We start from the raw sequence: 25,962 nt of genomic DNA on the forward strand, positions 1-25,962 counted from the left end.
CATGGTTATGAATAACCAAAGCTTCCTGCGAGTGCGGGCCTGGACAGCTTATTCTTCCTGGGCGTTAGACAGGCTCTTAAACCAGAGTTGCGCCAGGGCATCGAGCCCTTCGGCTGAAAAATGGCAACGGTCCGGCAAGCGGTAGCGCGGCTGTGCCAATGCATCGCTATTCGGCCCCCTGAGCACACCGGGCAGATCGACGATCAGCTTGTCCTGCTGAGCGAGCAGGTGCTCATCCCTCGCGTTGTTGCACAGCGAGGCCTGGGATAAATAAATCGGCGCCGTCACGCCATCGGCGCGAAGCTTGCGGTAAAACGCCAAAAACTGCCGCTCGTAATGCCCCGCCTGCTTATGGCGGTGATTGGCCTCGCCTTGATGAAACAAAATGGCATCGACCTTGCCAAAGGTTTCCCGCAGTCCCCGGTATTGCTCGAGGAAGTACTGGTAATCAGGTCCTTCGCTTAACTGCCGCACCGTTTTGCCATGGGCGCCGGCCAGCGCAAAGATCGCGCCTGAATAGATGTTCTGGCTCACCAGGCGATCTCCCAACCGCCCCCAGACACTGCCCTGCCTGCCCTGCCCGCCCAAGGCTGGGTCTTCATAGCGGTATAACCGGCCTTGGTAAAAATTCAATACCTGCCGCCCCGGCACATAACCGATTTGCCCGGCATTGACCGAATTCGACTGACCATAGGTGAGGAATATTCCGAAGGCCTGAACATCATGTTCTTCCACGGGCTGCCGATGACGGGTGTCGGTGATACGCGCGCTGTCAGGCCTGAACTTCGCAACCAGGGTGTGCAGCAACGGGCCCTTGAACACCAGCAACCAGGCAATCAGATTGCTGCTCAGCAACGCAGCGATGACGATCAGGTAGGTACGGCGGTGTGTGTGTTCTCGCATTGTTCAAGGTCGGTTAGCTATTGCAGGGAACGGCCCGATTGCGCTTACCAGCGTAGCCAGACCGAGCGGTCTTGAGGGAAGAAACCAGTGGGAACAGACAAACCGGTAGGGACGAATTCATTCGGCTGGCTCATGAACTCAAGGTCACACACACAACCGCTGCGACATTTGCAGGGCATCGTTATAGGTTCGTTGTATCTCCGAGGTGCCGGAAGATTCAGTGCAGGCGAATGAATTCGCCCCTACAACAGATGCTCTGCCGCTCCATATAGGGAGATTAGGCGTAGCGGCGGCGCTCCGCACGGAACAACACGCGGACGATGGTGAGTTCTTTTTCGATCAGCCGAAGCAGGGAGTGGGCCTGGTGCAAGTCGCCGTTCTGGCCGCACAGCTCGAGTTGCTGGCACAGGTCGGCCAGATAGCTGACGCCCATGTTGCTGCAGCTGCCCTTGAAGCTATGTGCAGCCTCACGAAGGGTATACGGGTCAGCTTCGCGCACTGCGGTGCGCAGTAGGCTCAGACGTTCTTCGGAATCAGCCAGGTAGGTATCCAGGAGGGCGGGATACTCGTCTTCCATGATGTCCTGCAAGGTGTTGAGCATCGCCTGGTCAATATGTAATCCGTACATCTGGTCTCTCCTTGTACCGAGGCAGCAGTATGCCAAAACACCGCGCTTGGCCTATGTACCACTCGTCACACTGATTGAGGTCGAAGACGCTGGGCCAGCTCATCAAGCAACTTCTGCTCGCGCTTTTCCGCAGCGGCACGGGCTTCATCCAGGTAACGCTGCACCAACTTGCGCAGGCCTTCAAGTCGCGCATAGCACTTTTGCCACTGCTCGCGGGCCTTGCGTACATTTTCCTGGTTCCACTCAACACTGCGCTGCTGCTGACCGATAGCGGAGTCCAGCTGGGTAAGAAAGCGCTGGTAGTTGATCAGCCACTGGCCAGACACTCCCTGACCACCGGCGGTCAGCCACTGCTGCTGGTAATCGCCCAGGTAGCGGCGTAACTCGACGAGTTGATTCTCGCTGTTCTGCAACTGTTGCAAGCTGCGCCCCAACTGGCGAGCCGCCTCTCGCTCGGTTTCGGTGGCCATATCGACCACCGGCGCCAAGCGCTCTGCACGTCTTTGGCTCATCTAGCTGCTCACTTCACGTGTTTTCCGGGACCTACCAGAACGCCTGGCGTGGACGGAAAAGCGTGTCTAGCGGAACACCGCCGCCAACTGTGCGGAGTTCTGCTCCAGCTGCTCTTCACTGTCATCCAACCCCTGACGCAGGTAATGCGACATCTGCTGCTGCTTGGCGATGGCCAGGTCGGTTTCCGGATCGCCGCCGGGTACATAGGCACCGACGCTGATCAGGTCGCGGCTCTGCTGATAGCGCGACCACAACCGCTTGAAACGCTGCGCATCGCGCAGGTGATCGGCACTGACCACGTGCGGCATCACTCGGCTGATCGACGCCTCGATGTCAATGGCCGGGTAATGGCCTTCCTCGGCCAGCCGCCGGGACAACACGAAGTGCCCGTCCAGCACACCGCGTGCGGCATCGGCAATCGGGTCCTGCTGATCGTCGCCCTCGGACAGCACCGTATAAAAGGCCGTGATCGAGCCGCCGCCCTGCTCGGCATTACCGGCGCGTTCGACCAGGGCGGGCAATTTGGCGAACACCGAGGGTGGATACCCCTTGGTTGCCGGTGGCTCGCCGATGGCCAGGGCGATCTCGCGCTGTGCCTGGGCGAAACGGGTCAGCGAGTCCATCAACAGCAAGACGTTCTTGCCTTTGTCACGAAAATATTCGGCGATGCGCGTGCAGTATTGTGCGGCGCGCAGGCGCATCAGCGGCGCCTCGTCTGCGGGTGAGGCAACGACTACCGAACGCTTCAGGCCTTCCTCGCCCAGAATCTGCTCGATGAACTCCTTTACTTCCCGCCCCCGTTCGCCAATCAGGCCGACGACGATAATGTCCGCCTGGGTGAAGCGCGTCATCATGCCCAGCAGCACGGATTTACCCACGCCCGTACCGGCGAACAGACCCAAACGCTGGCCGCGCCCGACAGTCAGCAGCCCGTTGATACTGCGAATGCCCACATCCAGCGGCTCATCGATGGGATGACGGCGCAGAGGGTTGATCGCCGGTGCCTCCATGGGCACCCAATCTTCGGCGCGCATGCGTCCCTTGCCGTCCAGTGCATTGCCCGCGCCATCCAACACCCGGCCCAGCATGCCCATGCCCATGGGCAGACGGCCGCTGTCGGCCAGCGGCACGACGCGCGCGCCGGGGGCGATCCCGGCCAAGCTGCCGACCGGCATCAGAAAGGTGCGTGTGCCAGCGAAGCCCATGACTTCTGCCTCGACCCTGACCGGCGAGTGACGGTCTTCATTGATGACCAGACAGCGGCTACCTAACGCTGCGCTCAACCCTTCGGCTTCCAGGGTCAGACCGACCATACGCAGCAAGCGTCCTTCCACCACCGGCCGAGCGGGTAGTTTTACCGCGTGCTGATAGCCCGCCAGGCGACGGGCGAAGCTGGTGCGCTCAAGGCGCATCGGCAGCCTCCACGGCACCGTCGAGATCTAGGTGAAGATCGGCGGACGGCGGATGCAGGCGCTGCTCGCGACGCTGTTCGTGCAACTGGGCAAGGGCCTGGCTCAAGCGGGTTTCCACGCTGGCATCAATCAGGCTGTGCTCGGTTTCGACCCGGCAACCGCCGGGCAGCAGCGTCTCGTCTTCGAGAATGCGCCACTGTTCCTCGTGGCGCTCGCGCAGGGCTTTAACCAGTTCGAAATCCTGCGGATTGATATGGATGCGCAGGTTTTGCGCGCCCAGCGGCAACAGCCGCAACGCGGCGCGCAGGATGTCGCCCAACTGCGTGGAGTCGCTGCCTAATTCACGCTGGATCACCTCACGGCACACATGGCTGACCACCCCAACCAATGCCTCCTCAAGCTGCTGATCCTGGTCGGCAATCGGTTCCATGAGCTGGGCCATCAGCTGTTCCAGACGCTCCAGGCGCGCCTTGAGCTGCGTCTCGGCCTCTTGGCGTGCGCGCAGCTGGCCGGCATGAAATCCGTCTTTTTCGCCGGTGGCAAACCCCTCGTTGTATGCGTCCTGGCGGATCGCCTCGAGTTCTTCGAGGGTGATCGGCTGGATCTCTTCGATGGGCACTTCTTCGACCTGCACCTCGGCTTCGAGCGGCTCTTCTTCCAGCTCAACCGGCGATTCCGGTTCCACGGGTTTTGGCGGATCGAAACTGGGCAGCAACCAACGATCGAAGGCGGGCAGATCGCTGGCGCGGATCAGCTCGCTGTCATGATGGCCTGATTTGTCGGTATGCATCGCGGTCAATTCTCGTCCCGCACGGGGATCCGGTAAATCACAGTGTCCAAGGGTGCACGAAGCATTGGCGTGCCCTAAGGGGCCTCTCCACGCCCTCCTGCGTCAGCAGGGAGCAGCGCTGCGTGGAAAGCCCCGACTCGGGTGCGATATAGATTCTGCACCCAGGCGGGTCAGATCATTTCCTCGGCGCCCTTGGGCCCGATGACGATTTCTCCCGCCTCGGCCATGCGTCGGGCAATGGCCAGAATTTCCTTTTGTGCCGTTTCGACGTCGCTGACCCGCACCGGCCCTTGAGACTCGAGGTCATCACGCAGCAGTTCACCGGCGCGCTTCGACATGTTCTTGAAGATCTTGTCCTGAACGGCATCGTCGGCGCCCTTGAGGGCCAGGACCAACACGTCGCTGGAGATTTCCCGCAGCAGCGCCTGGATACCACGGTCGTCGATATCGGACAGGTTGTCGAAGACAAACATCAGGTCTTCGATCTGCTCGGACAGCTCCTCGTCCACCTCACGAATGGAGTCCATCAGCGGCACTTCGATGGCGCTGTCCAGGTAGTTCATGATGTCGGCGGCGCGCTTCACACCACCCAGCGTCGCGCGGCTGGTGTTGCTGGTACCGGAGAACTGCTTCTCGAGGATCTGATTGAGTTCCTTGAGCGCCGCCGGTTGCACGGTATTGAGCGACGACACGCGTAAGATGATGTCCAGGCGTGCCTTATGGCTGAAGTGGCTAAGCACTTCGCCGGCCTGGTCGGCATCCAGATAGGCGACCACGATGGCCTGGATCTGCGGGTGTTCATAGCGGATCACGTCGGCCACTGCGCGGGCTTCCATCCACTTCAGGCTGTCCAGACCGCTGGTGCTGCCGCCGAGCAGGATCCGGTCGATCAGGTTACCGGCCTTGTCCTCGCCCAGTGCCTGGGTGAGCATCTTGCGAATGTAGCCATCGGTGCCCGAACCCAGCCCGGTCTGTTCGCCGACCATGGTCACGAACTCGCTGAGGACTTCCTCAACCTGCCCACGGTGGACGTTGGTCAGCCCTGCCATGGCCACGCCGACCCGTTGCACTTCCTTCGGACCGAGATGACGCAATACCTGCGCGGCATCGGTTTCACCGAGGGAGAGCAGCAGGATGGCGGCCTTGTCGACCTTGTTCAGTTTACTCACTGGTTACTCGTCCCCGTTGATCCACTCTTTGACAACCTCGGCGACACGGCCCGGGTTCTCGGCGACCAGTGTTTTGATCGCATTGAGTTGTGCTTCGTAACCTTCCGACGGATTAGCCAGCATGATCTGCTGCGCCGAGCCGCTGAGGCTGAGTTCATCCTCGGCCAGCTCATCGCTCAAGCTGCCCAGACCGCCGTTGTCGACCGGCACCAGATCCTTGCTCTTGCTAGCACCGGTGAGGTTGTTGAGCAGCGGACGCAACACACCGAAGACCAGGGCGAGAATGAACAGCGCCCCGAGGACCTGCTTGGCAATTTCCCAGAACCAGGGTTGTGCATAGAACGGAATCGCTTCGATCTGATCGCCACGGTCGGCGAAGAACGGCGAGTTGATCACGCTGACACTGTCTCCCCGGCTGGCATCGAAGCCCACCGCGTCTTGCACCAGGCGGGTAAAGCGCGCCAGATCGGCTGCACTCCAGGGCGCATAGGTGGTTTCACCTGTTTGAGCATTGACCACCACCTGATCGTCCACCACCACGGCAATCGACAGGCGCTGCACGCGGCCCTGCTGCTGCTTGGTGTAGCTGATCGAGCGGTCCAGCTCGTAGTTGCGGGTTGCCTGCTCACGCTTGTCCGCCGGGAAGGGCGCGAGCATCGGTGCGCCAGTGGCTGGATCGATGATCTGCTGGCCGTTGGCATCCAGCAGCGGCTGTCCGGCGGCTACCGGGCCGTTGGCCCCTGCTGCGCCAAAACCCAGCGCTTCGGGCGCCGCGCCTGGCGCTGGTGGCTGGTTGCTCAGAGCGCCCGGCACGCCTTGCGGCGGCTGACTGCTTTGCCGTTGCTCACTGACCGACTGCTCGCTGCGCAAGGCCGGCTGATCGGGATTGAAGGTCTCGGTGGTAGACTCGACCGCGTTGAAATCCACATCGGCGGACACTTCCGCCTTGTAACGGTCGCTGCCCAGAATTGGACGCAGGATGTTGTGCACCCGCTGGGTGAGCAGGCTTTCCACGCGCCGCGAGTATTCGAACTGTCGACCGGCCACGGTCAGCTCGGTCAGTTCCTGCTGATCGGAGAGCAGATTGCCTTTCTGGTCGACGACGGTGACCTGTGACTTGTTCAGCTCGGGCACACTGGTGGCGACCAGGTTGATGATCGCCAATACCTGACCGGGCTCCAGCGAGCGGCCGCTGTATAACTCCAGCAACACTGAGGCGCTGGGCTTTCGCTCATCGCGCACGAACACCGAACTTTTCGGGATCGCCAGGTGTACACGGGCCGACTTGACGTTGTTCAGACTGGAGATCGTCCTGGCCAACTCGCCTTCCAGGCCGCGACGATAACGCGCCGCTTCCATGAACTGGCTGGTCCCCAACCCCTGATCGCGATCGAGGATTTCGAAACCGACGCTGTTGTCGCGCGGCGCCACACCGGCGGCGGCCAACCTCAGCCGGGCACGGGACATGTCCTCGGCCTTGACCAGCAGGGCGCCGGAGTTGGGCTCGACGGTGTATTGGATATTGGCACTGTTGAGGACTTCAACCACTTGGCTGGCATCCATGCCATCGAGGCTGCCATACAGCGGCCTGTAATCGGGCTGTTGCGACCAGAGCACCACGGCAAAGCCGATGGCCACACTGGCGGCCAATCCGACCAGCAGGCCGATTTGGCGCAGCATGGACATATCAGCCAGATTTTCCAGGGAAGCCAGACCGAACAATGGCGGCTTCTTGGCGCCCTCGGCCTTGGCGGGAACAGCAGCGTCAGACATTAATCACTCCGCCCTTAAACCGGCATCTGCATGATGTCTTGATACGCCTGCACAAGCTTGTTGCGAACCTGTGTCATGGCCTGGAACGAAACAGAAGATTTTTGTGAAGCGACCATGACATCCGTCAGATCGACGCCGCCCTGGCCCATCTCGAAGGCATTGGCCAACTGGCTGGCCGTATTCTGGGTCTCGCTGACCTTGTTCACCGCCTGGCCCAGCATATCGGCGAAACTGGGCACCTCACGGGTGGCAACGACCTGCTCGGCCTGACGGCTCCGCGCCATGGCGTCCGCCTGCATGGACCGCATTTCCAGCATCAGGCGATTGAACTGAACACCCTGACTCATTTATCGCTACTCCTTCCGCTGACCCAGTATTTTTGACGTCACTCACAATGAAGACCTGATGCTAGCAACAACGATGCCAGCGCTATGACCGTTCGGAAGCTTCGGAAGGCACCAGCAAACCCGTGGCACACGCGCTCCGCCCCGGCTGAGGCCAGCGCGGCGCAGTCTACCAGCGGCAAGTACCTTCCTCCTAATGGCAAAATGCCCGCACAGCGAAAGAAACATGCCTCGCATCTCAGAGGCTGCTCACTGCTTTATGATGACTGAACACCCGATTCAAGAACTCAACCGGCGTATAGGTGCGCCTCAACATCCAACCCGGCATCGCGCATCTGCGCCAGCTTGTAGCGCAGGGTGCGCGGACTGATGCCCAAGCGTTCAGCGGCCTCCTTACGACGCCCACGCTCGGCACGCAGGGTTTCCAGAATCATCTCGAACTCCCGCCGACGCAGGTCCTCGCCGAGCGCGCCACTCACGTCCCCCGATGTCTCCTCGCCCAAGCCTCTCGGTGCAAGGTCCTGCACGGGCGCCGCGACCGGTGCCATGCCGATCGGCATATCCAGGCACAGGTCCTGCGGCTGGATGGTGCCGTTCTGCTGCAAAATCAGTGCGCGCTGGATGGCGTTATCCAACTCGCGCACGTTGCCCGGCCAAGCGTGCTCGCGCAGACACTGGCTGGCTTGCGGCGACAGACGTACAGCAGGCATGTTCATCTTGCGGATGTACTTGAGCAGCAGTCGCTCGGCCAGCGGCAGGATGTCGCCTCGGCGCTCACGCAACGGCCGCCAGGCCAGCGGGAACACGGAAAGTCGGTAATACAGGTCTTCGCGGAACCGCCCGGCGGCGACATCACCCTGCAGGTCGCGGTTGGTGGTGGCCAGTACGCGGATATCCAGGCTCATGGGTTTGCGCGCGCCGACCCGCTCCACCTCGCGTTCCTGCAATACGCGCAGCAATTTGGCTTGCAGGCCGAGCGGCATTTCGGAAATTTCATCGAGCAGAATGGTGCCGCCCTGCGCCAGCTCGAATTTGCCCGGCTGCGCAGCAATCGCGCCCGTGAACGCGCCCTTTTCATGACCGAACAGCGTGGCCTCGAGCATGTTGTCCGGAATCGCCGCACAGTTGATCGCAATGAACGCCTTGTCTGCACGCGGCGAGTGCTGATGAATAAAGCGGGCCAACACTTCCTTGCCGGTGCCGGACTCACCAGAGATCAGCACTGTGGAGTCGCTGCGTGCCACGCGGGCAGCCAGCTCCAGTAACTGCCGGCTGGCCGGCTCTTCCGCCACCGGCCCCTCAGACTCGCCTGAATCCATGCGCCCCAAAGCATGGCGCGCCACCAGATCCAATAACGTCTTGGGCTCGAACGGTTTGAGTAAATAATCCGCCGCCCCCTGACGCATCGCGTCCACTGCCCGCTCGACCGCGCCATAGGCGGTCATCAGCAGCACCGGGACCTGCGGATAGCGGCTGCGGATCACGCCGAGCAACTGATGGCCGTCCATTCCCGGCATGTTTACATCGCTGATCACTAGACCGAAGCCTTCCTCCGCCAAGGCCTGCAGCGCGGCCTCGGCCGACTCCACCGCCCGGAAGGCATAACCGCCCAACTCCAGGGTATCGGCCAGGGCGTCGCGCAGGGCGCGGTCGTCTTCTACCAGCAGAACCTTGGCAGACATGCAATTACTCCTGAAGTCCGGTACGCGAGACCATAATCAACGGCAGCTCGAGGATCGCGCAGGTGCCTCGGGCGACCCGTGAGCGCACCAACAACTCCCCACGGTGCGCACGGGCCACTGCTTTGACCACCGCTAGGCCGAGGCCGGTGCCGGTGGTCTTGGTGGTTAAGAAAGGTTCGCCCAGGCGCGCCAGCAAGGCCGGCTCGATCCCAGTACCGTTATCACTGACGCACAAACGCAGTACGTCGCCCCGGCGCAGCAGGTGCACTTTCAAGCGCACCTGTGGACCGGCCGCTTGTACCGCGTTGGTGATCAGGTTAAGGATGGCGCCCACTAGCGTGTCGCGGTTGCACAGCAGTTCGCCGTCACGCGCATCGCCCTGCCAACGCACCTGCAGGCCACTCACATGCGGCTCGGCGGCCTTGCGCAGGGCATCAAACAGCTCATGGGGCGCCAGTCGGTCCGGCAGCGGCAACTCGCCCTTGGCGAACACCAGCATGTCGCGAACCTGGTGCTCCAACTCATAAAGGCGCTCCTTGATACGCCCGGCAAAGCGCTGCTGCTGTTCGGCCGGCAAGGGACGCTCACTCAAGTGACCGGCGTACAGCAGGGCCGCCGATAGCGGCGTGCGAATCTGATGGGCCAGCGAAGCCACCATATGTCCCAGCGCTGACAGTCGTTCGTGGCGCGCCAGTTGCTCCTGCAGGCGGCGGGTTTCGGTCAAATCCTGAAGCATGACCAACTGGCCTGGCTCGGCATCCAGCGAACGGGTGGCAATCGACACGCGGCGACCATTGCGCAGGGAAATTTCGTGTCCGTCATCCTTGCGCGGAGCGAAGCAACGCACGATCACCTCGCGCCACAACTCACCTTCCAGGGGCTCACCCAGCAGCGCTCGCGCCTGCGGGTTGGCCTCGCGAATCCAGCCCTTCCCATCGATTACCACTACACCACCGGGCAATAGATCCAGGAGGTTCTGCAGGCGATAGGCCAAGCGCTCCTGCTCGGCAAGCTCTTGCATCCGCTGGGCGCTGACCAGTTCCAGCTGACCCTGCAGTTCGTCTACCCGCGCTTCCAAGTCGGACTGTGCGGGCACCCCCGGCGTCGCAGGCAAATCGAGGGGAGAAAGAAGGGCTGGGTTCATACTGCATCCTGGCTGACACCGTCATAAAAAAGACAGTCGAAGAGCCTCGAAGCAATCCCCATGCCTGAAATAATCTTGCGTTATTTCAATGAGTTACGAAAGCCCGCCAAACGAATGACAATGGCGGCCTGCTATCACCTTCGCGGCGAGGGCGCCGCTTTCACAAAAGGCCGCGCCAGTTGACGCGTCGATTGTGGGAAGTCCCACCCCGGGCCGAAGCTTTTGCGTTCGGGCATAACCGAGGCGTCGGCCGAACGCTTCGCGGCGAGCGCGCCGCTCCCACAAAACCGCGCCAGCGGATTACAGGGTGTTTTCTTCTTCGCGACGATTCATGCCGTACTTACGCATCTTTTCCACCAAGGTGGTGCGTCGGATACACAAGCGCTCAGCAGCACGTGCCACCACACCGCCCGCCTCGTCCAGCGCCTTCTGGATCAGGCCCTGCTCCAGATTCCCCAGATACTCCTTGAGATCCAGGCCTTCCACAGGGAGCGCTCCTGCCATTTCAAAGCTAGGCATGCTGGCACCGATATTGGCGCGCACTTCGAGCTCTTCGCGCAAGGAGTCAGCCAGGCCTTGGTCTTCATCCTCCACATAGCGAAATTTCTTCGGCAGTTCGGAAACGCCGATCACCCCATAGGGGTGCATGATCGCCATGCGCTCCACCAGATTGGCCAACTCGCGAACGTTACCCGACCAGTCATGCTGGCAGAGCGACATGATCGCAGCCGAATTAAAACGGATAGAACCGCGCTTTTCATGCTCCATGCGCAGGATCAATTCGTTGATCAGCACCGGGATGTCTTCAACGCGCTCGCGCAGCGGAGCCATCTCGATGGGGAAGACGTTCAACCGATAGAACAGATCCTCGCGGAAAGTACCTTCCTCGATCATCTTTTCAAGGTTCTTGTGCGTGGCTGCAATGATGCGCACATCCGCTTGCAGCGTCTTGTTGCTGCCGACCCGCTCGAAGGTTCGTTCCTGCAACACGCGCAGCAGCTTGACCTGCATGGCCAACGGCATGTCACCGATTTCATCGAGGAACAACGTACCGCCGCTGGCCAGCTCGAAGCGCCCGACACGGTTGGAAATGGCCCCGGTGAACGCACCCTTCTCATGACCGAACAGTTCACTTTCCAGCAACTCAGCAGGAATCGCTCCGCAATTCACCGGAACGAAGGGCGCGCCACGACGCTTGGAGTGATAGTGCAGATTACGCGCCACCACCTCCTTGCCGGTTCCCGATTCGCCCAGGATCAACACACTGGCTTCGGTGTCGGCCACCTGCTGCATCATTTGCCGCACGCCCTGAATAGCGCGACTGGTGCCGACCAGGCTACGAAACAGGTTGGGTTCACGCAGTCGGCCGCGCTCGCGGGCCTCGTCATACATCTCGCGATAGACCTGGGCACGATGCAAGGAGTCGAGCAGCTTGTTGTAACGGGGAGGGCTCTCGAGGGTGATCAGCACCCGACGGCGCTGATCTTCCGGCCACGTTGCCAGCTCAGCCGGCTCGCCGAGCACCAACAAGGGGAGGAATTCGTCCCAGGCAACCAATTGCCTGACCAATTCCGTCACCCCCCCTCGAGCGCTCACCTCACCCAGCAGGACGCACAACACATCGCGACTGGAGTTCAGTTCTTCAACGCGCGCACTCCAATCACTCGACGTGCAAACGAGATGAGATTCCCCGAGAAAATTCAGAATGACCGCCAAGTCACGCTGGCGCTCAGCATTGTCATCGATCAGTAAAATCTTGGTTTCACGCCACATGGAATTGACTTCTGGCCTGGTCTTTTTTTAGTGCTTATGCGATTTGGGTATCGCTGGCAGATGGCGGCCATTTAAAGTCAAAAGGCCGGCACCAGTCAAATTAATGACAAGAATGTCGCAACTAAAGTCCAGTTATGCTGTCACAAATCAATTTCGTCAAAAGTACAACTAATGCAAACTGTGAAGTGATTCACAAATCTTATGAGAAAAGGGTCACCTCTAGCTTTCTCACAACAAATGCAGCACCCAGCCGGAAGAGAACACGCCTCGGCTGTGATTCAAAAAAGGATTGGTAGCGATGGGGCTGGGTCAGGCGATGCCGTCCCAGCCCGCCTTGATTTCACGCAGCAAACCGGCAACTTCATCGAGAATTTTCGCATCGTTCTTGCGGTTGGCCTCGATCAGCCGACGGCTCATGTAGTCATACAGCCGATCATAATTGGCCGCCAGCTCGCCGCCGGTTTCGAGGTTCAGGCCTTCGCGAAGCCCGCCGACAATGTCGATGGCCTTGCCAATCAACATGCCTTTAAGTTCGATCTGGTCACGCGACATGGCGCCCTGCGCCTGGGCAATGCGGTCCAGCGCGCCGGCCAGCAGCATCTGGATCAGCCGATGAGGACTCGCTTCGGACACCTGCGCATGGGTATTGACCTGCTGATACTGCTTGAGGGCGGAACGGGAATACATGCGCCTCTACTCCTGAATAGCGTAATAACCTGCCTTTTGTATCGACCGGGCCACAGGAAGCTTTAGGGAGGCAGGTAGGTGTTGAGAGGAGAGGCTGAATTTGAGCCGAAGCGCTTGCTTGTAGCATCTGACTCTGCAAAGCAAAGCTTGGCCGCGAGATCGAGACTCCCACACATAGCTTGCGGGGCAACTCGGCTCACCTTGGGAGGCCTGACCAGGGCCGAAGCTTTTCAGAAGAAATGAGTCCAGTAGTTTGCTTCACTCGCTCGCCTGATAAGCCTTTACGCCACTGGTGGACTGATGCAACTGGCGCAGTTCGCTGCCTACCTGCTGTTTTTCCTTCTCACAGGCTTCCAGCACTTCGCGATAGAGCTCAAGCAATTCGCCGAGGTTTTCCACCAGCTCAGCGCCGCCCTCTGCGCCTTGCGCCATGACTTCGTCCACAACGGCACGACACATCGAATCCAGCTCGCCAATGGCATTCCAATCCTGGCGCTCCAAGGCCTCGCGTAACGCGCTGCGGGCGGACTCCAGACTCTTGATGGCTTCTTGCATAAACCGCTTCCCCGAATATTCGCCCAAGCCACGGTGCTCGAGCGAGTGTGTCTTCACGCCCCGATCACAGACGGAAGCGAATAGTTAGCCACTTTTTATAATGTCCCTGACGCCTGACGGATTACCGGAAACTCTCTGTCGACGTCAGCTTGTCAGTTAACGCCTCAACAATCAGTCATCGCTCTTCTTATTCAGCGCATTGAGCGTGGCCATTACGCTCTCTCTCGTTGCATTGAGGCGGGCCACAAGGCCATCCATCGCGTTGAATTTTTTATACATCGTCAGCGTCAGGTTCTCGATGCGCCGGTCCAAGGAAGCCTGCTCTTCAGCCAGCCCTGTGATCGTTGAATTCAGGCTAGTTTCGCGCGATGCCAGCAAACCGCTCGCTCCTGAATAGACAGTCGTGATATCACCAATTCGGTTGAATAAGCCCTTGTCACCGGTGAAGAACTGCTTGATCCCGGCCGGGTCATCGGCCACTGCGGCTTTTAGCTTATCGTTGTCCAGCGCCAGCGTGCCGTCACGATTGGTGCTAACACCCAACTGAGCCAGCACCTGCAGACTGCCAGCGCCGTCCACAGGTGACGTCAGCGCGGTACGCATCTGTGACATCATCGAGCGCAGCGTAGAGTCAGCCACCAAAGCGCCAGCCTGGGTTGTTGCGTTGCCATCCTTGTCGGTAGTGGCGGTCACCTTGCTCAGACCGTTGGTCACGGTCAGCAAAGTGTTGTAAGCCATCACGAAGGACTCGACCGAAGCTTGGATACCCTCGGTATTGGCCGATACGGTTAGAGTTGTGGTGCCTTCTTCCTGTAACTTGATGGTCAAACCCTGCAGGCCCGTGATGGTGTTGTCCTTGTTACTCATCTCCAGGCCGTCAATGGAGTATTTCGCGTTAGCAGCTGGAGTGATAAAGCCGGCACCGTCAACGCTCTCGCTCTGCTTCTGCTTGCCATCAATATCCAGACCCACGAGGGAGGTGCCCGCAGTACCCGTCACCGAGATATCATTGCCATCACCCGTCAACTCGGAAGACAGCACCAGACGCGAACCGCTATTGTCGGTAAGGATGTTGGCACTAATCCCCTTGCTGGAGAGCTGACTATTGATCGACTCGCGGATGTCCTCCAGAGTCGCACCATCACTGATAGCAATCGCATACTCTGCGCCGTCACCCAGCTTGATCTTCAGCTCGCCAGCATCATAAGCGGCATCCTTGGCCTGCACGGCTGAGACCACCTTGGAAGCTGTCGCGAGACTTTCGACCTCCAGCTTATACGAGCCCGCCACGGCACTCGCCCCCATGGTCACGCTGGCCACGCTCGTCTTTGAAGAGACTGCCTTATAACCATCGAAACTGGTGGAGCTACTTTTCAGTGCCAGCAAAGAGGACTCAAAGGTTTCCAGCGCACTTTTCAACATGCCGACCGCCGACAGCTGGGTCTCCGTGCGGACCTTCTGATTATCGATCTGCGACTGCTTGGGCGCTTTTTCAGCCTCAACCAGCGCCGGGACCAGTTTATTGATATCCAGCCCCGAGCCCAGACCAGTAATGGTGGTGATCGCCATGTTGAACTCCAATTGATTTACTGACGCTTACCTTGATGGAGCAAGATTCGAACCATAGCCAGGCGACATGGTCCGTCCGCTCTACAAAACCTCTTACCGTCGGGGTAGCTATACCTGCCCGGTAAACAACAAACTGCCGGCATCCTGCAGACGCCTGGCCAGCTCGAGCGCTTCCTCGGATGGCAACTGGCGAAGCACTTCGCCGGTTTGCCGAGCTATCACCTTGACGACGATACGCCCTGAGTCTTCGTCGATGGAAAACTGCAGGCCACGCTGCGCCTCATCGACGAACTCCTGAATGTTCTTGATCGCTTCCACCACGCGCTCGCGTTCGGGTTCGACCTGGGATTGCGGTTTACTTTCCTGCGCTTTGACCTGCCTGGCCTGCTCGGCCTCGACTGTCAAAGGCTTCTGCGTCGTATACAGCGCATTGAGAGAGAGACTGACGTCCATCTGACATTTCCTCGGCTAAAAGAGAGGGCGCACCAGGCGCCCTCTCTTGTTACCGCATGGGTGATTAGCCCAGCAGTTTCAGTACAGCGGACGGCAGCTGGTTAGCCTGAGCCAGGATCGCGGTGGATGCCTGTTGCAGGGTCTGCTGCTTGGTCAGCTCGGCCGTTTCGGAGGCGAAGTCAACGTCCTGGATGCGGCCACGGGAAGCAGTGGAGTTTTCCATGATCGCGGTCAGGTTGTTGATGGTGCTGTCCAGACGGTTCTGTACGGCACCCAGGTCAGCGCGCTGGGAGTCGATGCGAGCAATGGCCTTGTCCAGAATGAACAGGGATTCTTGGGCATCAGCAGCGGAAAGGATGCTGGAATCCTTGACGTTGGACAGGGTCGATGCAACCGGAGTAGAGCCGAACAGGGTAGCTGCCGAACCATCACCGCTGATGGAGAAGGCCTTGGAAGAGTCCAGGTTTACTTCCCCACGAACGATGGTGCCGTCAGCAACTGCGGCGGCAGTTGCCTCTGTGTCATCACCGGCCTTAACCGACACGTTGGTCGTACCACCGATGGCGGTTTCGCCGTCAGCGAAGCCGAAGGAGAAGTTCTCACCCGACTCGTTGATGGCCTGCAGCTTGCCGTCGTTGTAGCTGACAGTGATGTTCAGCTTGCTGGCGTTGTCGCGCAGCTGCTCAAACAATTGCTGCTCGTTGGTAGCGCCCAGAATATCGACGCTTTCTTCGCCCACGGTCAGCTTGAAGGTACCGGCAGCGCCGGAAGTCAGAGCAGAGCCGTCGAAGGTGACAACGGTACGAGCAGTAGCAGACAGACCACCGATGGCGCCGTCCAGTGCGTCGGCAACAGACTTGGCCGAACCGCTGGCAGCGTACTCAACGGTAACAGCCTGGCCACCGCCGACTACGGTTGCGCTACCGGAAGCCATAGCAGTAGTACCGATGGCGCCGCTGCTGACCGAACCGATTTGGTTGGAGCCAATCTTGTTGGCGGCAACGCTGTCCATGCTGATGTTGATGGTTTCGTAGGAGTTCGCACCCACCTGGAAGGCGGTGGTACCGAAGGAACCGTCCAGCAGGTTGCGGCTACCGAAGGTGGTGGTTTCAGCGATACGGGTCAGTTCAGCGGTCAGCGCGCTGTACTCGGCCTGCATGGAGGCGCGGTCTTCGTCACCGTAGGAACCGTTGGCCGACTGCAGGGCCAGTTCGCGCATACGTTGCAGGATGGAGGTGGATTCGCCCATGGCCGCTTCGGCGGTTTGTGCGATGGAGATACCGTCGTTGGCGTTTTTGGTGGCAACGTTCAGGCCGTTGATCTGGCTGGTCAGACGGTTGGAAATCTGCAGGCCGGCGGCATCGTCCTTGGCGCTGTTGATACGCAGGCCGCTGGACAGACGCTGCATGCTGGTGGACAGGCTGTCCGAAGCACGGTTCAGGTTCTTCTGAGTAGTCAGGGAAGCAATGTTGGTATTAACGGAGAGAGCCATCTATGGAATCCTCATGGGTTGGCTTAAGGTTCCCACGCCCTCGGCTTGCGCCTGATGTGGCCTGGAGAACTGTCATAAGGGTTATCGTCGGCTCCCGCGGATGCTTTAGGGGTACCTGCGTCTTTTTTCGCCACTACCACGCCATTACGTGTCTTAGCGCACATTCGCAACCACGTCGCGCGAGGTGATCCGCATGATTTCGTCGCCCCTTCGGCGGGGCCGCAGGAACGAGTTGAGCGAGAAGAATCGGAGCCTAGACTGGCCGTCACACTGGTATGTTTCGCGTCGATATCCGTTACCAGCACGTCGTAAACGCTGCGCCGCCCAGCAACCCCATACACCCGAACAACGCAACTAAAACGCAAAAGCCCGCAACTTTGCGGGCTTTGCTTAGCGATTAACCTGGCAACCAGGCCTTGCGCCATAGCTCCAGGTTTTCGCCTTCAAGCATCCAGTCTTTGTGCACGGCGGCACGCAGTTCATCACCCGTTTTCGCCGTCGCGTCCAGGTCGGACAGGTGCATGCGAATCGCATCCACCCAATCCTTGAAGCGGTTCTTCACCCGTGTCACCGGCAGATCGCCCTGGTAACAAACCAGATCGGTGCACACCACCGGGAAGCCGCAAGCGCCGTATTCCAACAAGCGCAAGTTGCTCTTGCACTCATTGAACAGGTTCGGCTCAACCGGTGCCAACGCTAGGTCCAGATTCAAGCCCGCCAGCGCAGCCGGATACTTCTCGATATCGATTCCGGGGTGAAACTCGTGCACATAAGGCCGCAGTTTGTCCGGGCACATGCCGAAGAAGACCCACTCCACTTCGTTAGCCAATTCCTTAACCACATCAGCGATCATTTCCAGATCACCGGTATGACTGGAACCCCCCGCCCAACCCACTCGCGGCTTATCAGACACGCGCCGTTCGCTGCCCAGGCCAGTCCACCAACGCGGATCCAGACGATTCTTGACAACCTGAATATCCGCATGCATGCCGGCAAAGGCTTCGGCTAACGGCTCGGTAGACACCACAAAGCGATCCACGTAGCCCAGGCCACGTCGTATGGACTTCAGAATATCCTTAGGTATGTGACCTCGATGAACACTCTTGATCGGTAAATTGGGGAGGTAATCATCCAACTCGAAGACCTTGAAGGCCTTTGAGAATTTATTCATCCGACTCAATATTTCCAGCTGGGCATCCGTTACCTGCCGCTGCAACACAATGGAGTCGGGGTTATAACGCTCCAGCTCAGGAATGCTAAGCAACCGGCCTGACAACGTACCATCGATAAGCCCGGCCTCCTTCGCCGCATTGAACGGCTGGATGACCCGATACTGACCGCAACCCGTCTTGTCTGCCATATGGGCCAAGACCACCGGCAGCGGCCGCCAGCTCAAAGGACGCCAGGTGAGATTGGCATCCACCTCAATTTCGAAGCCCTTGCCATTCAACGATAAATTGGCGTTGTACGCCGGATCTCGTGCAATAAGGGGCAGCCATTTTTCATACATCGCATCCTGCTCAGCGATAAAGCGCTTGCGCTTGGCCTCGGCCTTCCCAGGATCAACGTTATTTTGACTGACGTTGCCCACATGCATGACGACCGAGTGCGGCGTCCATACGGTCAGATAGCCCGCTTCACGCACTTTTAGGCACAGGTCAACATCGTTATAGGAAACCTTGAAGGCCCCTTCATCCAAGCCACCCACATCCTCGTAAAGGCTCTTGCGAATCAGCAAACAGGCCGCTGTCACAGCCGTCAGATTCTGATCAACCTGCATCCGTTGCATGTAGCCAGAATCGGTTTGCTCCGCACCAATGAAGGGATGGTCCGCAGGGCCCCGCAGACCAAGGATTACCCCGGCATGCTGGATTTGACCGGTCGGATACAGCAACTTGGCACCCACGATGCCAACCTCGGGACGCTGCCCGTGGTTCATCAATGCTTCCAACCAGTCTTCACGCAAGATCGCGGTATCGTTGTTGAGCAATACGAGGTATTCACCGCGGGCCTCACGGGCCGCCATATTGTTGATTGCTGAATAATTGAACGGATGCGGGTAGCGCAGTACGCGCACCTTGTCGGCCCCCATTTTTTCTACGCCATTCAGCCAATCACGCGCCTCCGCCGTCTCGCTATTGTTATCGACAATCAGCACTTCGAAGTTGGGGTAGCGGGTTTTCTCAAGCAGGCTCGTAATGCAGCGGAGCAGCATGGGTAGCTGATCCTTGGTCGGCACGATGATGGAAACAAGCGGTTTGTCTTCATGGTTGTAGACCAAACGATAGCGACCAGGCAGGTCAGTGACTACTTTGCCATTGGGATAGCCGCGACGCTGAAGGTGACGCTCCAGAATACTGACTTCATCCGTGATATTGAGCAGGCTGATGGAGTCGGCAATTAGCAAGGGCTCGTCTAGGTGACCAATGGCAGAAATGCCTTTTTGCTCAATCAAACGCGTAATCAGGTCGAATTCCAAGGCTGCTGGGTAGCGAGCATCGAAGCCACCCAATTCTTTCAGCGCATCCCCCCGAAACAACCAGCGACGCGCCGTGGCACTTGGCAAACTAAGGAGTAGATCAAGATTGAAATCAGGGCGGAATAAAGCACCCACCCCCGTCTCGCTTAGCACCAGTTCATCGGCGTAAACGGCATCGCAAGGCAGTCCTGCGGAAAGCTCCACCGACAGCATATGCAGACCACCACGGGTGAACTCCACGCCATTGCCTAGCAACACCACCCAATCCTGGGCTTCGGCTTCAATGCATTCATTCAGCGTATCGGCAAGGCTGGGGCCCTGTGAAACCTGCCGAACATTGGCAGGAAAATCCACCGCATGGGGCACTTGTCCAAGTACCGCGACCTCCAACTGCAGATTCCGGGGCGCAGAAGCCAAACTGTCCAACGTCCTCCGCAGCGCTTGTGCATCCTGCTCCCCACCGAGGATGTAAACACCCACTCGTACGACAGGCGTGGCAGAAAGCCGTTCGTCGATTAGAGCCTGCTGATGCGGCTGAATGACTCTTTCTTTAGCCCAGGTTTGGAGTGAAAACGCGGTAGCGGCTCCCTGTTCAGCAACGATGGGAACAACGGACAGGACTTTTTGTAGATCAAATTCCTCCCACTGATCCGACTCAAGTGACGAAATCCGCACGCGGCTGTTTCCCTGACTGCGATAAAGGCCCATGGACTTTATTTGCCGGGGAAAAAGCACGACCGCTTTCTTCCATAATTCCAGAATATCGGATTGCTGCTGTCGCTGCTCCTCATGCTGACGAAAGCATGATAACGGTTCTACAAGGTACGCAAGATCGCCATGCGTCAGGATATTTACATACATGGCCAGATCGTTGATAGCTCGAATCGTCTCACCCTGCAGACAGCATACATTAGGCGTGACGTTAACGAGATGTTCCCGACGAAACATAACAGTACTGGGCTCACCGATAAAATTCATCGGATAGTCGGCCAGATAACTTATCAGGTCACGCCCGTTGATACGTGTATCCTTGAGAAATGGGCATTTGGTCGCTTGAATCTCAGGGAGAGTTCTACCCAAACCATCGATCAGCAGTCTTCGGGATGTAACCAGACTTATGGAAGAATCACCATTGAAGACTTCAACCATACGCTCAATACAGGTCGGCAGCAGTATATCGTCATCGTTAAGAAACTTAACGAACTGCCCTCTCGCCTCAGTCACGCACTGAGTATAATTTAACAAACCACCAAGACCCGGCTCGTTACGGATAATTCTTATAGGCTTGGAGGCATGCACAAGATAGCGACTCAGGATATCCTGGACATCCAAACCTGGACAATCATCACTAATCAGAATTTCTATATTGCCGTACGTCTGCAGCAAGGCACTTTGTAGAGCAGCCTCGAAAAATCTTGGCTTATAGGTGGGAACAACAATACTAACTAAAGGACTCTTGATTTCCATTTAAAACCCATAATCCAAAAAAATAAATATCAAACACAAACCATGTGAGAACAATTATCTATTGCCCGAACAACCTCTGCCGGGGAGTTCCACATCAGCACATCCAGAATGGATAGACTCGATTCCGGCGTATACGTGCCCGTCTCATAAAAAAACGGATCAAACTCTAAAAAAACCAAATCGGTATTGGCAGCCCTGAACTTGAGCGGATCGAAAAGATCCCGCCCCCCGATAGGATTCAAATAAATATCTGCCTCCAACTGCCGACTTATAGCAGGAGCCCAGTCACCCGCCTCTTCAACGCCAGTGAAATCCAGATCCATCTGAGAGCAGATTGAGAAATTGAATGGGATACCCAAATAATTACAAACCTCCTGGAGACCACGGACATTAAGATCAACCAAGGAGTCACTGTTCAGGCCAGAAAAAACCCTCTCCACAAGAGCAACTACAGAAGTATAGAAAGGCGCTTCCCGACGGTAGTGAGACAGCTTTCCCAGTAGCGATTTTTTAGTAACTGCAATATCTAGAACTCGGGCCTGAAAAGTTTTTATTGATATGGATGAGTTAGAAAGAGGAGCATTTATATAGGCCCACCCCTCATTGGGATGTAAAACCCTATTACGTGCCATCCATGACTTGGGCGTGTACTGGGTCACATCAAAAACCACCCACTTGTCCGTATGGGCTATTAATGCAAAATGACCCAGGAACGGAAAAAAATAGGGCTGCATAATCCCTAATTTCACACGCTAACCCTCAGCTTTTGGCGAATTTTTTCAGCATTATCAAATGCTGCGCGCACGATCATCGCAATTTCTCTCGAGTCACTCTCGTCAATCACCTGACCGATAGGTAGCTGTAGAACTCTTCCACACAAACGTTCGGTGACAGGCAGTCGATCGGATGCATCGGGGAATTGGCTTGCATAGGGAACGCAGCGATGGAGGCCTGGATAGAAGTAACGACGCGCCAACACATTTTCGGCAGAGAGAACGTGCTGAAGTTCATCGCGAGTCAACCCAAACTCGGTCTCATCCACATCGCAAACAACATATTGATAATTGGTTTTACTTACAGCGCCTGGGGTAATCAAACGTAAACCCGGAATACCTTCTAACCCCTCTCGATAAGAATTAAAAATCCTCTCGTTGCGAGCCACTATATCCTGGAATGCATCCAGACTGAGCAAGGCTACTGCAGCCTGCGCCTCTGACATACGGCCATTTGAAGTACGCAGCACAGCACGAAAAGACCCGGCGCCGTAGCTACTGCGGATATTCCGCAAGTGCGCAGCGAGCTCATCATCATTAGTACAGATGCAACCACCTTCAGCCGCACTCAGTACTTTTGTGGCATGGAAAGAGAAAACCTCAAGATCGCCCGCAGCGCCAACTGGATTTTCATCAATCTCACAGCCAAAGCTATGTGCAGAGTCAAAATACAGCTTTACTCCATACTTCTTTGCCAAGTATTCAAGCTTGACCTGCTGGCACGCATCACCCCACAAATTGACGGCCAGAATCCCACTGACCTCACCTGCATATTGTTTCAGCAAAGTCTCTACCGACTCTGGCTCTATCTGGTGGGTCAGTGGATCCACATCACAAAAAAGAGGCTCTACCCCCGCCCAACTAAGCGACTGAGCGGTTGCGATAAACGTGTATGCTGGGGTTATAACTTTATCGTGCAAGCCAAGTGCATCGGCCGCCATCATTAACCCAATAGTTGCATTCGTGACACAAATAGCGTGTCGAACATTTAAAAATTCTTGCAGCCTGGTCTCTAACTGGCATACCAAAGGACCCTGATTAGTGTAGTACTGCCGATCAAATATTCCTCGCATAGCAGTTTCATATTTCTCCCATTCAGGAAAGTAAAGCTGCCCTACGGGTACTGGCTGATCAAAGAGGGATTTTCCGCCCAACACGGCAAGCTCACGGCTACTCACGGTTTAACCTCGCACGCAGATCCGCAGCATGTTCTTGCATAAACAGCAGGAACATTGAAATTTTACTTATATCGTCTTCTGAAACTCTATGACCGCAGGGCATCAGCATGAACCGCTCGGCGAGGGTTTCGGTTATAGGAAGGGGGCCAGAAACTGTTTTATATCTGGTTTTTTTCAGATGCAGCGGTGGCGAGTAATAAGCTCGGGCCAGAATATTTTCAGAGTTTAGTAGCCTCAGTGTTTCCTCACGCGTTAAGGGCCAATCATCCTGCAATTCTATCAAAATGTTCTTAAAACCAGTCTGCTCCGCCTCATTGAAGGCAACCAGACGAATCCCCGGTATATATTCCAAAGTTTTCTGGTAATGCCTATATCGAACAAGGTTTTCCTGCACCAGCGTATCTAGATCATCTAAAGCCGCAAGTGCCATAGCCGCATGGATTTCATTCAATTTCGCATTCAAGCCAAGATCTTCGACATTATCTTGCCCACTAAAACCGAAGCCACGCATAATCGTCAGCTTCTTTGCCAGAGCAGGATCGTTTGTGGTCACATAACCACCCTCAAATCCATTCAGCAACTTGCTGGCATGCATCGAGAAACACTCTGCTGAACCAAAGCTTCCAACTTTTCGGCTATCTAGCACCTCGTAAACCGATTCTACGGCATCAAACATTACAGGAATGCCTGTTTCTGCTGAGAGTCTTTCCAGCCCAGCCGCATCGCAACAATTGACAATAGGGTGAACAGCCATGATCAGGGCTGTATTTTCATTCAACAATGGCCGCACCGTATCAGGACTCATTGCCATGCTTACCGCATCAACATCACAAAATCGAGGCGTGTAGCCGGCCCAGGCAGCCACGTCAGCCATACGCCTATAGGTCAAAGACGGCATGATTATCTCATTTCGTCCAGACAATGCAGTGCATCTTATTGTCAATACCAGCGCCCAGAATCCGCTGCAAAAAGATATACAGTGGCTTACTCCGTGAAAACGCGCCAAACGGCTCTCTAACTCCTGCACCAGTGGACCGCGATTAGTAAACTGGCGAGCCTCATAGAATACTTTTGAGTACTCCAGAAACTTATTGATGTCGGGGGTATACAAGCTTGATGTAGACCGAGCTCTTTCAAACAAAGGCTTACCACCCCAAACCGCTAAATCAGCACAGCTTAACTTGCCAAGCATTTGCTCACCTATGCCTTGCGAGTCAAAATAACGTCGTAACGGTAATGTGCCGCATAATACTCCTTCGGCATTCTTTTGAACTCCGCCTCCCAGCCGCAATCTTGAGCAAGCAGTCGGAACTCCGCTTCACTTCGCCATATACCGATTTTGGAGTTGAACTCTTTAAGCTCTTGCGTATGATCAAGCCCATCGGTATAGAAAAATGCCTGCCTATCCAAGTCTGGAAGATTACCGATAAAGACCCGTTCAATCCGCTTGAACTTACAGCTCAGATTGGTTAGAACCAAGCGAGCGACTTCTTCAGGGAAGTAAGAGAAACTTCCGTAGCACAGAGCCTTGGTGAAGCGCTCAGGATTCGACTCCGAAACGATGTAACTGCCGACATCTGACAGCTCGAACGAGCGTCGCGGCCTTTCTTCAAAATACTGTTTGGCCCGCGCAATCAGCACTTCAGAGAAGTCCACACCGTGAAACTCGCTGCATTCACCGTAAAAGTATTGGGACAGCGCCCCATTACCACAGGCAAGATCCAACAACACATCATCCGGACGCAGCGTAAGGCTTGATCTTACGCTCCCCACTATCATATCGATTTGTTCTTGCGAAACGGGTTGACCATGCACCGTGCGCTTGACCTGCCCCCAAAAATCATTATCAGCAACTTTTTTGGGATGCTCTTTAAAATCAGATTCCATGAATTACCTTCAAACTATCTAATCAGGAAGTCAGACGATTTACGGCAAGCTGACACAGATCAAAAATCCGTCGAACCGCCAATCGTCCGTCATTTCAAACACTTAAGGTGCTGCTGCAAATATCTTGCCAGCTCCCGAAACAACGGATCTACCTGCATCTAAAAAGTCAATCCAATTTCCTTGCAATATAAAGCACGGTCGTTTCTTTCAAACCCAATTTCTCGAAAAGCTCTTTGCCGAAGTAATCCATTCCCAACTGGTCAAGTTGAAAACCATGCTTTTCAATTTTGCTCACGTAATCTTCATGAGCATAGAGGCGCACATGGTCATCTTGACCGTACAACCTCCAACGTTCAGCCGGATCAGTAACGCCAGGATCTTCCAACGTCTTTTCAAGACCTACAATAATGGGTGCCATTAGAATTCCGAATCCTCCTTTTCGAGTAATTCTAAGGAGTTCTTGGATAGCGGCATCATCGCTTGCAACATGTTCCAAGACATGACTACAAATGAAAAAGTCGAACGACTCGTTTTCAAATGGCAGATTTTGCAAATCGACCTTGTAATCAACCCCTGCCATACCTAAGTCGGCAGTTGCATATTGGAAGCCTTTCTTACGTAGAACACGGCTCAGACCCGCCTCAGGGGCAAAGTGAATGACTTTGTCGCCTTGGCGCAATCCGCCTCGCTGTATCTCTTGCTCAATCCAAAGTGCATAGATTCGCTCCCGATCCGAGGCGCCGCATGCACTACAGCTGTAAGTGTCATGCGCTGTCATTTCCCCTTTGCCGAAGTGTTCAAAACCATGCTTTTTAGCAATCTGCCGATACGCTTCTGGGATGGGGTTGAAGCGAATTGCCTCTGTATTACAGACAGGACAGACAACATCCGAAGACAGCATAGAGCTCGGCGCTGCCCCTTTGAGGGTTATCTCCTCAATAATTGCCAGGAGATTATTTGCCACGCGGTGCTCTTTTTCACCCTGATGAGTCAACGCATTTCTAAAATAATGCATCGATTTCGGGATATTACCCAAGCGATAATGAACAATCGCAATGTCATTAGCCAACTCAGAGTGAGCCCCTACAACACTTTCAATTTTCTCCAGCAAGGCCAATGCATTCGCATACTCCCCCCGCGAAAATAAAAGCTCTGCTGTTTGCCGCGCTTGCGAAATAGTTTCCATGTTTTACCCTAAAAAATAACCGGACTATTCGTATAAAGATTCACTTGTTCTTACCGCTTCAAATCCGTTTTTTCAAAAAAAACGGCGCGAACTTCGTGTGAAGTC

21 protein-coding genes and 1 pseudogene are annotated in these 25,962 nt (G+C 56.4%); all 22 read right to left on the bottom strand.

All coding sequences use genetic code 11. The features are described 5' to 3' along the window. Positions 1–48 precede the first annotated feature (48 nt). The 22 genes and pseudogenes from H9642_RS14230 to H9642_RS14335 all read right to left on the bottom strand — a co-directional run bounded on the left by H9642_RS14230 (position 49) and on the right by H9642_RS14335 (position 25,857). On the bottom strand, positions 49–903 hold the full coding sequence (locus H9642_RS14230; protein ID WP_251837115.1) for a sialate O-acetylesterase: 855 nt from the start codon (positions 901–903) through the stop codon (positions 49–51). Positions 904–1,180: 277 nt separating this feature from the next. Then, the gene (locus H9642_RS14235) at positions 1,181–1,531 is read right to left on the bottom strand and encodes an Hpt domain-containing protein (RefSeq protein ID WP_251837116.1); all 351 of its coding nucleotides are present in this window, start codon (positions 1,529–1,531) and stop codon (positions 1,181–1,183) included. Between the two features lie 65 nt (positions 1,532–1,596). Next, positions 1,597–2,043 (bottom strand): flagellar export protein FliJ, encoded by a 447-nt coding sequence (gene fliJ, locus H9642_RS14240; protein ID WP_251837117.1) that lies wholly within the window; start codon positions 2,041–2,043, stop codon positions 1,597–1,599. 66 nt (positions 2,044–2,109) lie between these two features. Next, entirely contained in the window at positions 2,110–3,456 is a 1,347-nt protein-coding gene (fliI, locus tag H9642_RS14245; protein WP_251837118.1) for a flagellar protein export ATPase FliI, read from the bottom strand. Continuing rightward, positions 3,446–4,246, bottom strand: coding sequence for a flagellar assembly protein FliH (gene fliH, locus H9642_RS14250; RefSeq protein WP_251837119.1), 801 nt, complete (start codon positions 4,244–4,246; stop codon positions 3,446–3,448). The genes fliI and fliH overlap by 11 nt, the downstream gene beginning before the upstream one ends. A gap of 170 nt (positions 4,247–4,416) precedes the next feature. Beyond that, a complete protein-coding gene (gene fliG / locus H9642_RS14255) occupies positions 4,417–5,415 on the bottom strand; it encodes a flagellar motor switch protein FliG (protein WP_251837120.1) in 999 nt (332 codons plus the stop codon). A 3-nt stretch (positions 5,416–5,418) separates the two neighbouring features. Beyond that, positions 5,419–7,188: a flagellar basal-body MS-ring/collar protein FliF gene (fliF, locus tag H9642_RS14260; protein WP_251837121.1), complete on the bottom strand. Its 1,770-nt coding sequence runs from the start codon at positions 7,186–7,188 to the stop codon at positions 5,419–5,421. Between the two features lie 14 nt (positions 7,189–7,202). Continuing rightward, a complete protein-coding gene (fliE, locus tag H9642_RS14265) occupies positions 7,203–7,535 on the bottom strand; it encodes a flagellar hook-basal body complex protein FliE (protein WP_251837122.1) in 333 nt (110 codons plus the stop codon). A gap of 284 nt (positions 7,536–7,819) precedes the next feature. Next, positions 7,820–9,214: a sigma-54-dependent response regulator transcription factor FleR gene (fleR, locus tag H9642_RS14270; RefSeq protein WP_251837123.1), complete on the bottom strand. Its 1,395-nt coding sequence runs from the start codon at positions 9,212–9,214 to the stop codon at positions 7,820–7,822. Positions 9,215–9,218: 4 nt separating this feature from the next. Then, a pseudogene (locus H9642_RS14275) lies at positions 9,219–10,292 on the bottom strand (sensor histidine kinase); the annotation flags it as partial. Positions 10,293–10,658: 366 nt separating this feature from the next. Then, the gene (locus H9642_RS14280) at positions 10,659–12,131 is read right to left on the bottom strand and encodes a sigma-54 dependent transcriptional regulator (protein WP_251837125.1); all 1,473 of its coding nucleotides are present in this window, start codon (positions 12,129–12,131) and stop codon (positions 10,659–10,661) included. A 309-nt stretch (positions 12,132–12,440) separates the two neighbouring features. Continuing rightward, positions 12,441–12,818, bottom strand: a complete 378-nt coding sequence (gene fliS, locus H9642_RS14285) for a flagellar export chaperone FliS (protein WP_251837126.1) — start codon at positions 12,816–12,818, stop codon at positions 12,441–12,443. 258 nt (positions 12,819–13,076) lie between these two features. Then, positions 13,077–13,373, bottom strand: coding sequence for a flagellar protein FliT (locus tag H9642_RS14290; RefSeq protein ID WP_251837127.1), 297 nt, complete (start codon positions 13,371–13,373; stop codon positions 13,077–13,079). 171 nt (positions 13,374–13,544) lie between these two features. Further along, positions 13,545–14,942, bottom strand: a complete 1,398-nt coding sequence (gene fliD / locus H9642_RS14295) for a flagellar filament capping protein FliD (protein ID WP_251837128.1) — start codon at positions 14,940–14,942, stop codon at positions 13,545–13,547. 108 nt (positions 14,943–15,050) lie between these two features. Next, entirely contained in the window at positions 15,051–15,395 is a 345-nt protein-coding gene (locus H9642_RS14300) for a flagellar protein FlaG (RefSeq protein ID WP_251837129.1), read from the bottom strand. A gap of 64 nt (positions 15,396–15,459) precedes the next feature. Beyond that, positions 15,460–16,887, bottom strand: coding sequence for a flagellin N-terminal helical domain-containing protein (locus H9642_RS14305; RefSeq protein WP_251837130.1), 1,428 nt, complete (start codon positions 16,885–16,887; stop codon positions 15,460–15,462). Positions 16,888–17,284: 397 nt separating this feature from the next. Beyond that, entirely contained in the window at positions 17,285–20,833 is a 3,549-nt protein-coding gene (locus tag H9642_RS14310) for a glycosyltransferase (RefSeq protein ID WP_251837131.1), read from the bottom strand. A 29-nt stretch (positions 20,834–20,862) separates the two neighbouring features. Continuing rightward, positions 20,863–21,582 (bottom strand): WbqC family protein, encoded by a 720-nt coding sequence (locus tag H9642_RS14315; protein ID WP_251837132.1) that lies wholly within the window; start codon positions 21,580–21,582, stop codon positions 20,863–20,865. After that, positions 21,579–22,784: a DegT/DnrJ/EryC1/StrS family aminotransferase gene (locus H9642_RS14320; RefSeq protein ID WP_251837133.1), complete on the bottom strand. Its 1,206-nt coding sequence runs from the start codon at positions 22,782–22,784 to the stop codon at positions 21,579–21,581. Before H9642_RS14320 ends, H9642_RS14315 begins: the two co-directional genes overlap by 4 nt. Beyond that, the gene (locus H9642_RS14325) at positions 22,777–23,976 is read right to left on the bottom strand and encodes an aminotransferase class I/II-fold pyridoxal phosphate-dependent enzyme (RefSeq protein ID WP_251837134.1); all 1,200 of its coding nucleotides are present in this window, start codon (positions 23,974–23,976) and stop codon (positions 22,777–22,779) included. The genes H9642_RS14320 and H9642_RS14325 overlap by 8 nt, the downstream gene beginning before the upstream one ends. An 8-nt stretch (positions 23,977–23,984) precedes the next feature. Then, complete coding sequence (locus H9642_RS14330; RefSeq protein WP_251837135.1) at positions 23,985–24,671, bottom strand: class I SAM-dependent methyltransferase; 687 nt, start codon at positions 24,669–24,671, stop codon at positions 23,985–23,987. Between the two features lie 166 nt (positions 24,672–24,837). Further along, positions 24,838–25,857, bottom strand: coding sequence for a class I SAM-dependent methyltransferase (locus H9642_RS14335; protein WP_251837136.1), 1,020 nt, complete (start codon positions 25,855–25,857; stop codon positions 24,838–24,840). Positions 25,858–25,962: the final 105 nt, after the last annotated feature.

Origin of the sequence: Serpens gallinarum (assembly GCF_014836765.1) — a bacterium.
Taxonomy (GTDB): Bacteria; Pseudomonadota; Gammaproteobacteria; order Pseudomonadales; family Pseudomonadaceae; genus Serpens; species Serpens gallinarum.

Coding starts and splice junctions, on each gene's coding strand:
- H9642_RS14230 (WP_251837115.1), bottom strand. CDS start 903: ATGCGAGAACACACACACCGCCGTACCTACCTGATCGTCATCGCTGCG.
- H9642_RS14235 (WP_251837116.1), bottom strand. CDS start 1,531: ATGTACGGATTACATATTGACCAGGCGATGCTCAACACCTTGCAGGAC.
- fliJ (WP_251837117.1), bottom strand. CDS start 2,043: ATGAGCCAAAGACGTGCAGAGCGCTTGGCGCCGGTGGTCGATATGGCC.
- fliI (WP_251837118.1), bottom strand. CDS start 3,456: ATGCGCCTTGAGCGCACCAGCTTCGCCCGTCGCCTGGCGGGCTATCAG.
- fliH (WP_251837119.1), bottom strand. CDS start 4,246: ATGCATACCGACAAATCAGGCCATCATGACAGCGAGCTGATCCGCGCC.
- fliF (WP_251837121.1), bottom strand. CDS start 7,188: ATGTCTGACGCTGCTGTTCCCGCCAAGGCCGAGGGCGCCAAGAAGCCG.
- fliE (WP_251837122.1), bottom strand. CDS start 7,535: ATGAGTCAGGGTGTTCAGTTCAATCGCCTGATGCTGGAAATGCGGTCC.
- fleR (WP_251837123.1), bottom strand. CDS start 9,214: ATGTCTGCCAAGGTTCTGCTGGTAGAAGACGACCGCGCCCTGCGCGAC.
- H9642_RS14280 (WP_251837125.1), bottom strand. CDS start 12,131: ATGTGGCGTGAAACCAAGATTTTACTGATCGATGACAATGCTGAGCGC.
- fliS (WP_251837126.1), bottom strand. CDS start 12,818: ATGTATTCCCGTTCCGCCCTCAAGCAGTATCAGCAGGTCAATACCCAT.
- H9642_RS14290 (WP_251837127.1), bottom strand. CDS start 13,373: ATGCAAGAAGCCATCAAGAGTCTGGAGTCCGCCCGCAGCGCGTTACGC.
- fliD (WP_251837128.1), bottom strand. CDS start 14,942: ATGGCGATCACCACCATTACTGGTCTGGGCTCGGGGCTGGATATCAAT.
- H9642_RS14300 (WP_251837129.1), bottom strand. CDS start 15,395: ATGGACGTCAGTCTCTCTCTCAATGCGCTGTATACGACGCAGAAGCCT.
- H9642_RS14305 (WP_251837130.1), bottom strand. CDS start 16,887: ATGGCTCTCTCCGTTAATACCAACATTGCTTCCCTGACTACTCAGAAG.
- H9642_RS14310 (WP_251837131.1), bottom strand. CDS start 20,833: ATGGAAATCAAGAGTCCTTTAGTTAGTATTGTTGTTCCCACCTATAAG.
- H9642_RS14325 (WP_251837134.1), bottom strand. CDS start 23,976: ATGCTTGGCAAGTTAAGCTGTGCTGATTTAGCGGTTTGGGGTGGTAAG.
- H9642_RS14330 (WP_251837135.1), bottom strand. CDS start 24,671: ATGGAATCTGATTTTAAAGAGCATCCCAAAAAAGTTGCTGATAATGAT.
- H9642_RS14335 (WP_251837136.1), bottom strand. CDS start 25,857: ATGGAAACTATTTCGCAAGCGCGGCAAACAGCAGAGCTTTTATTTTCG.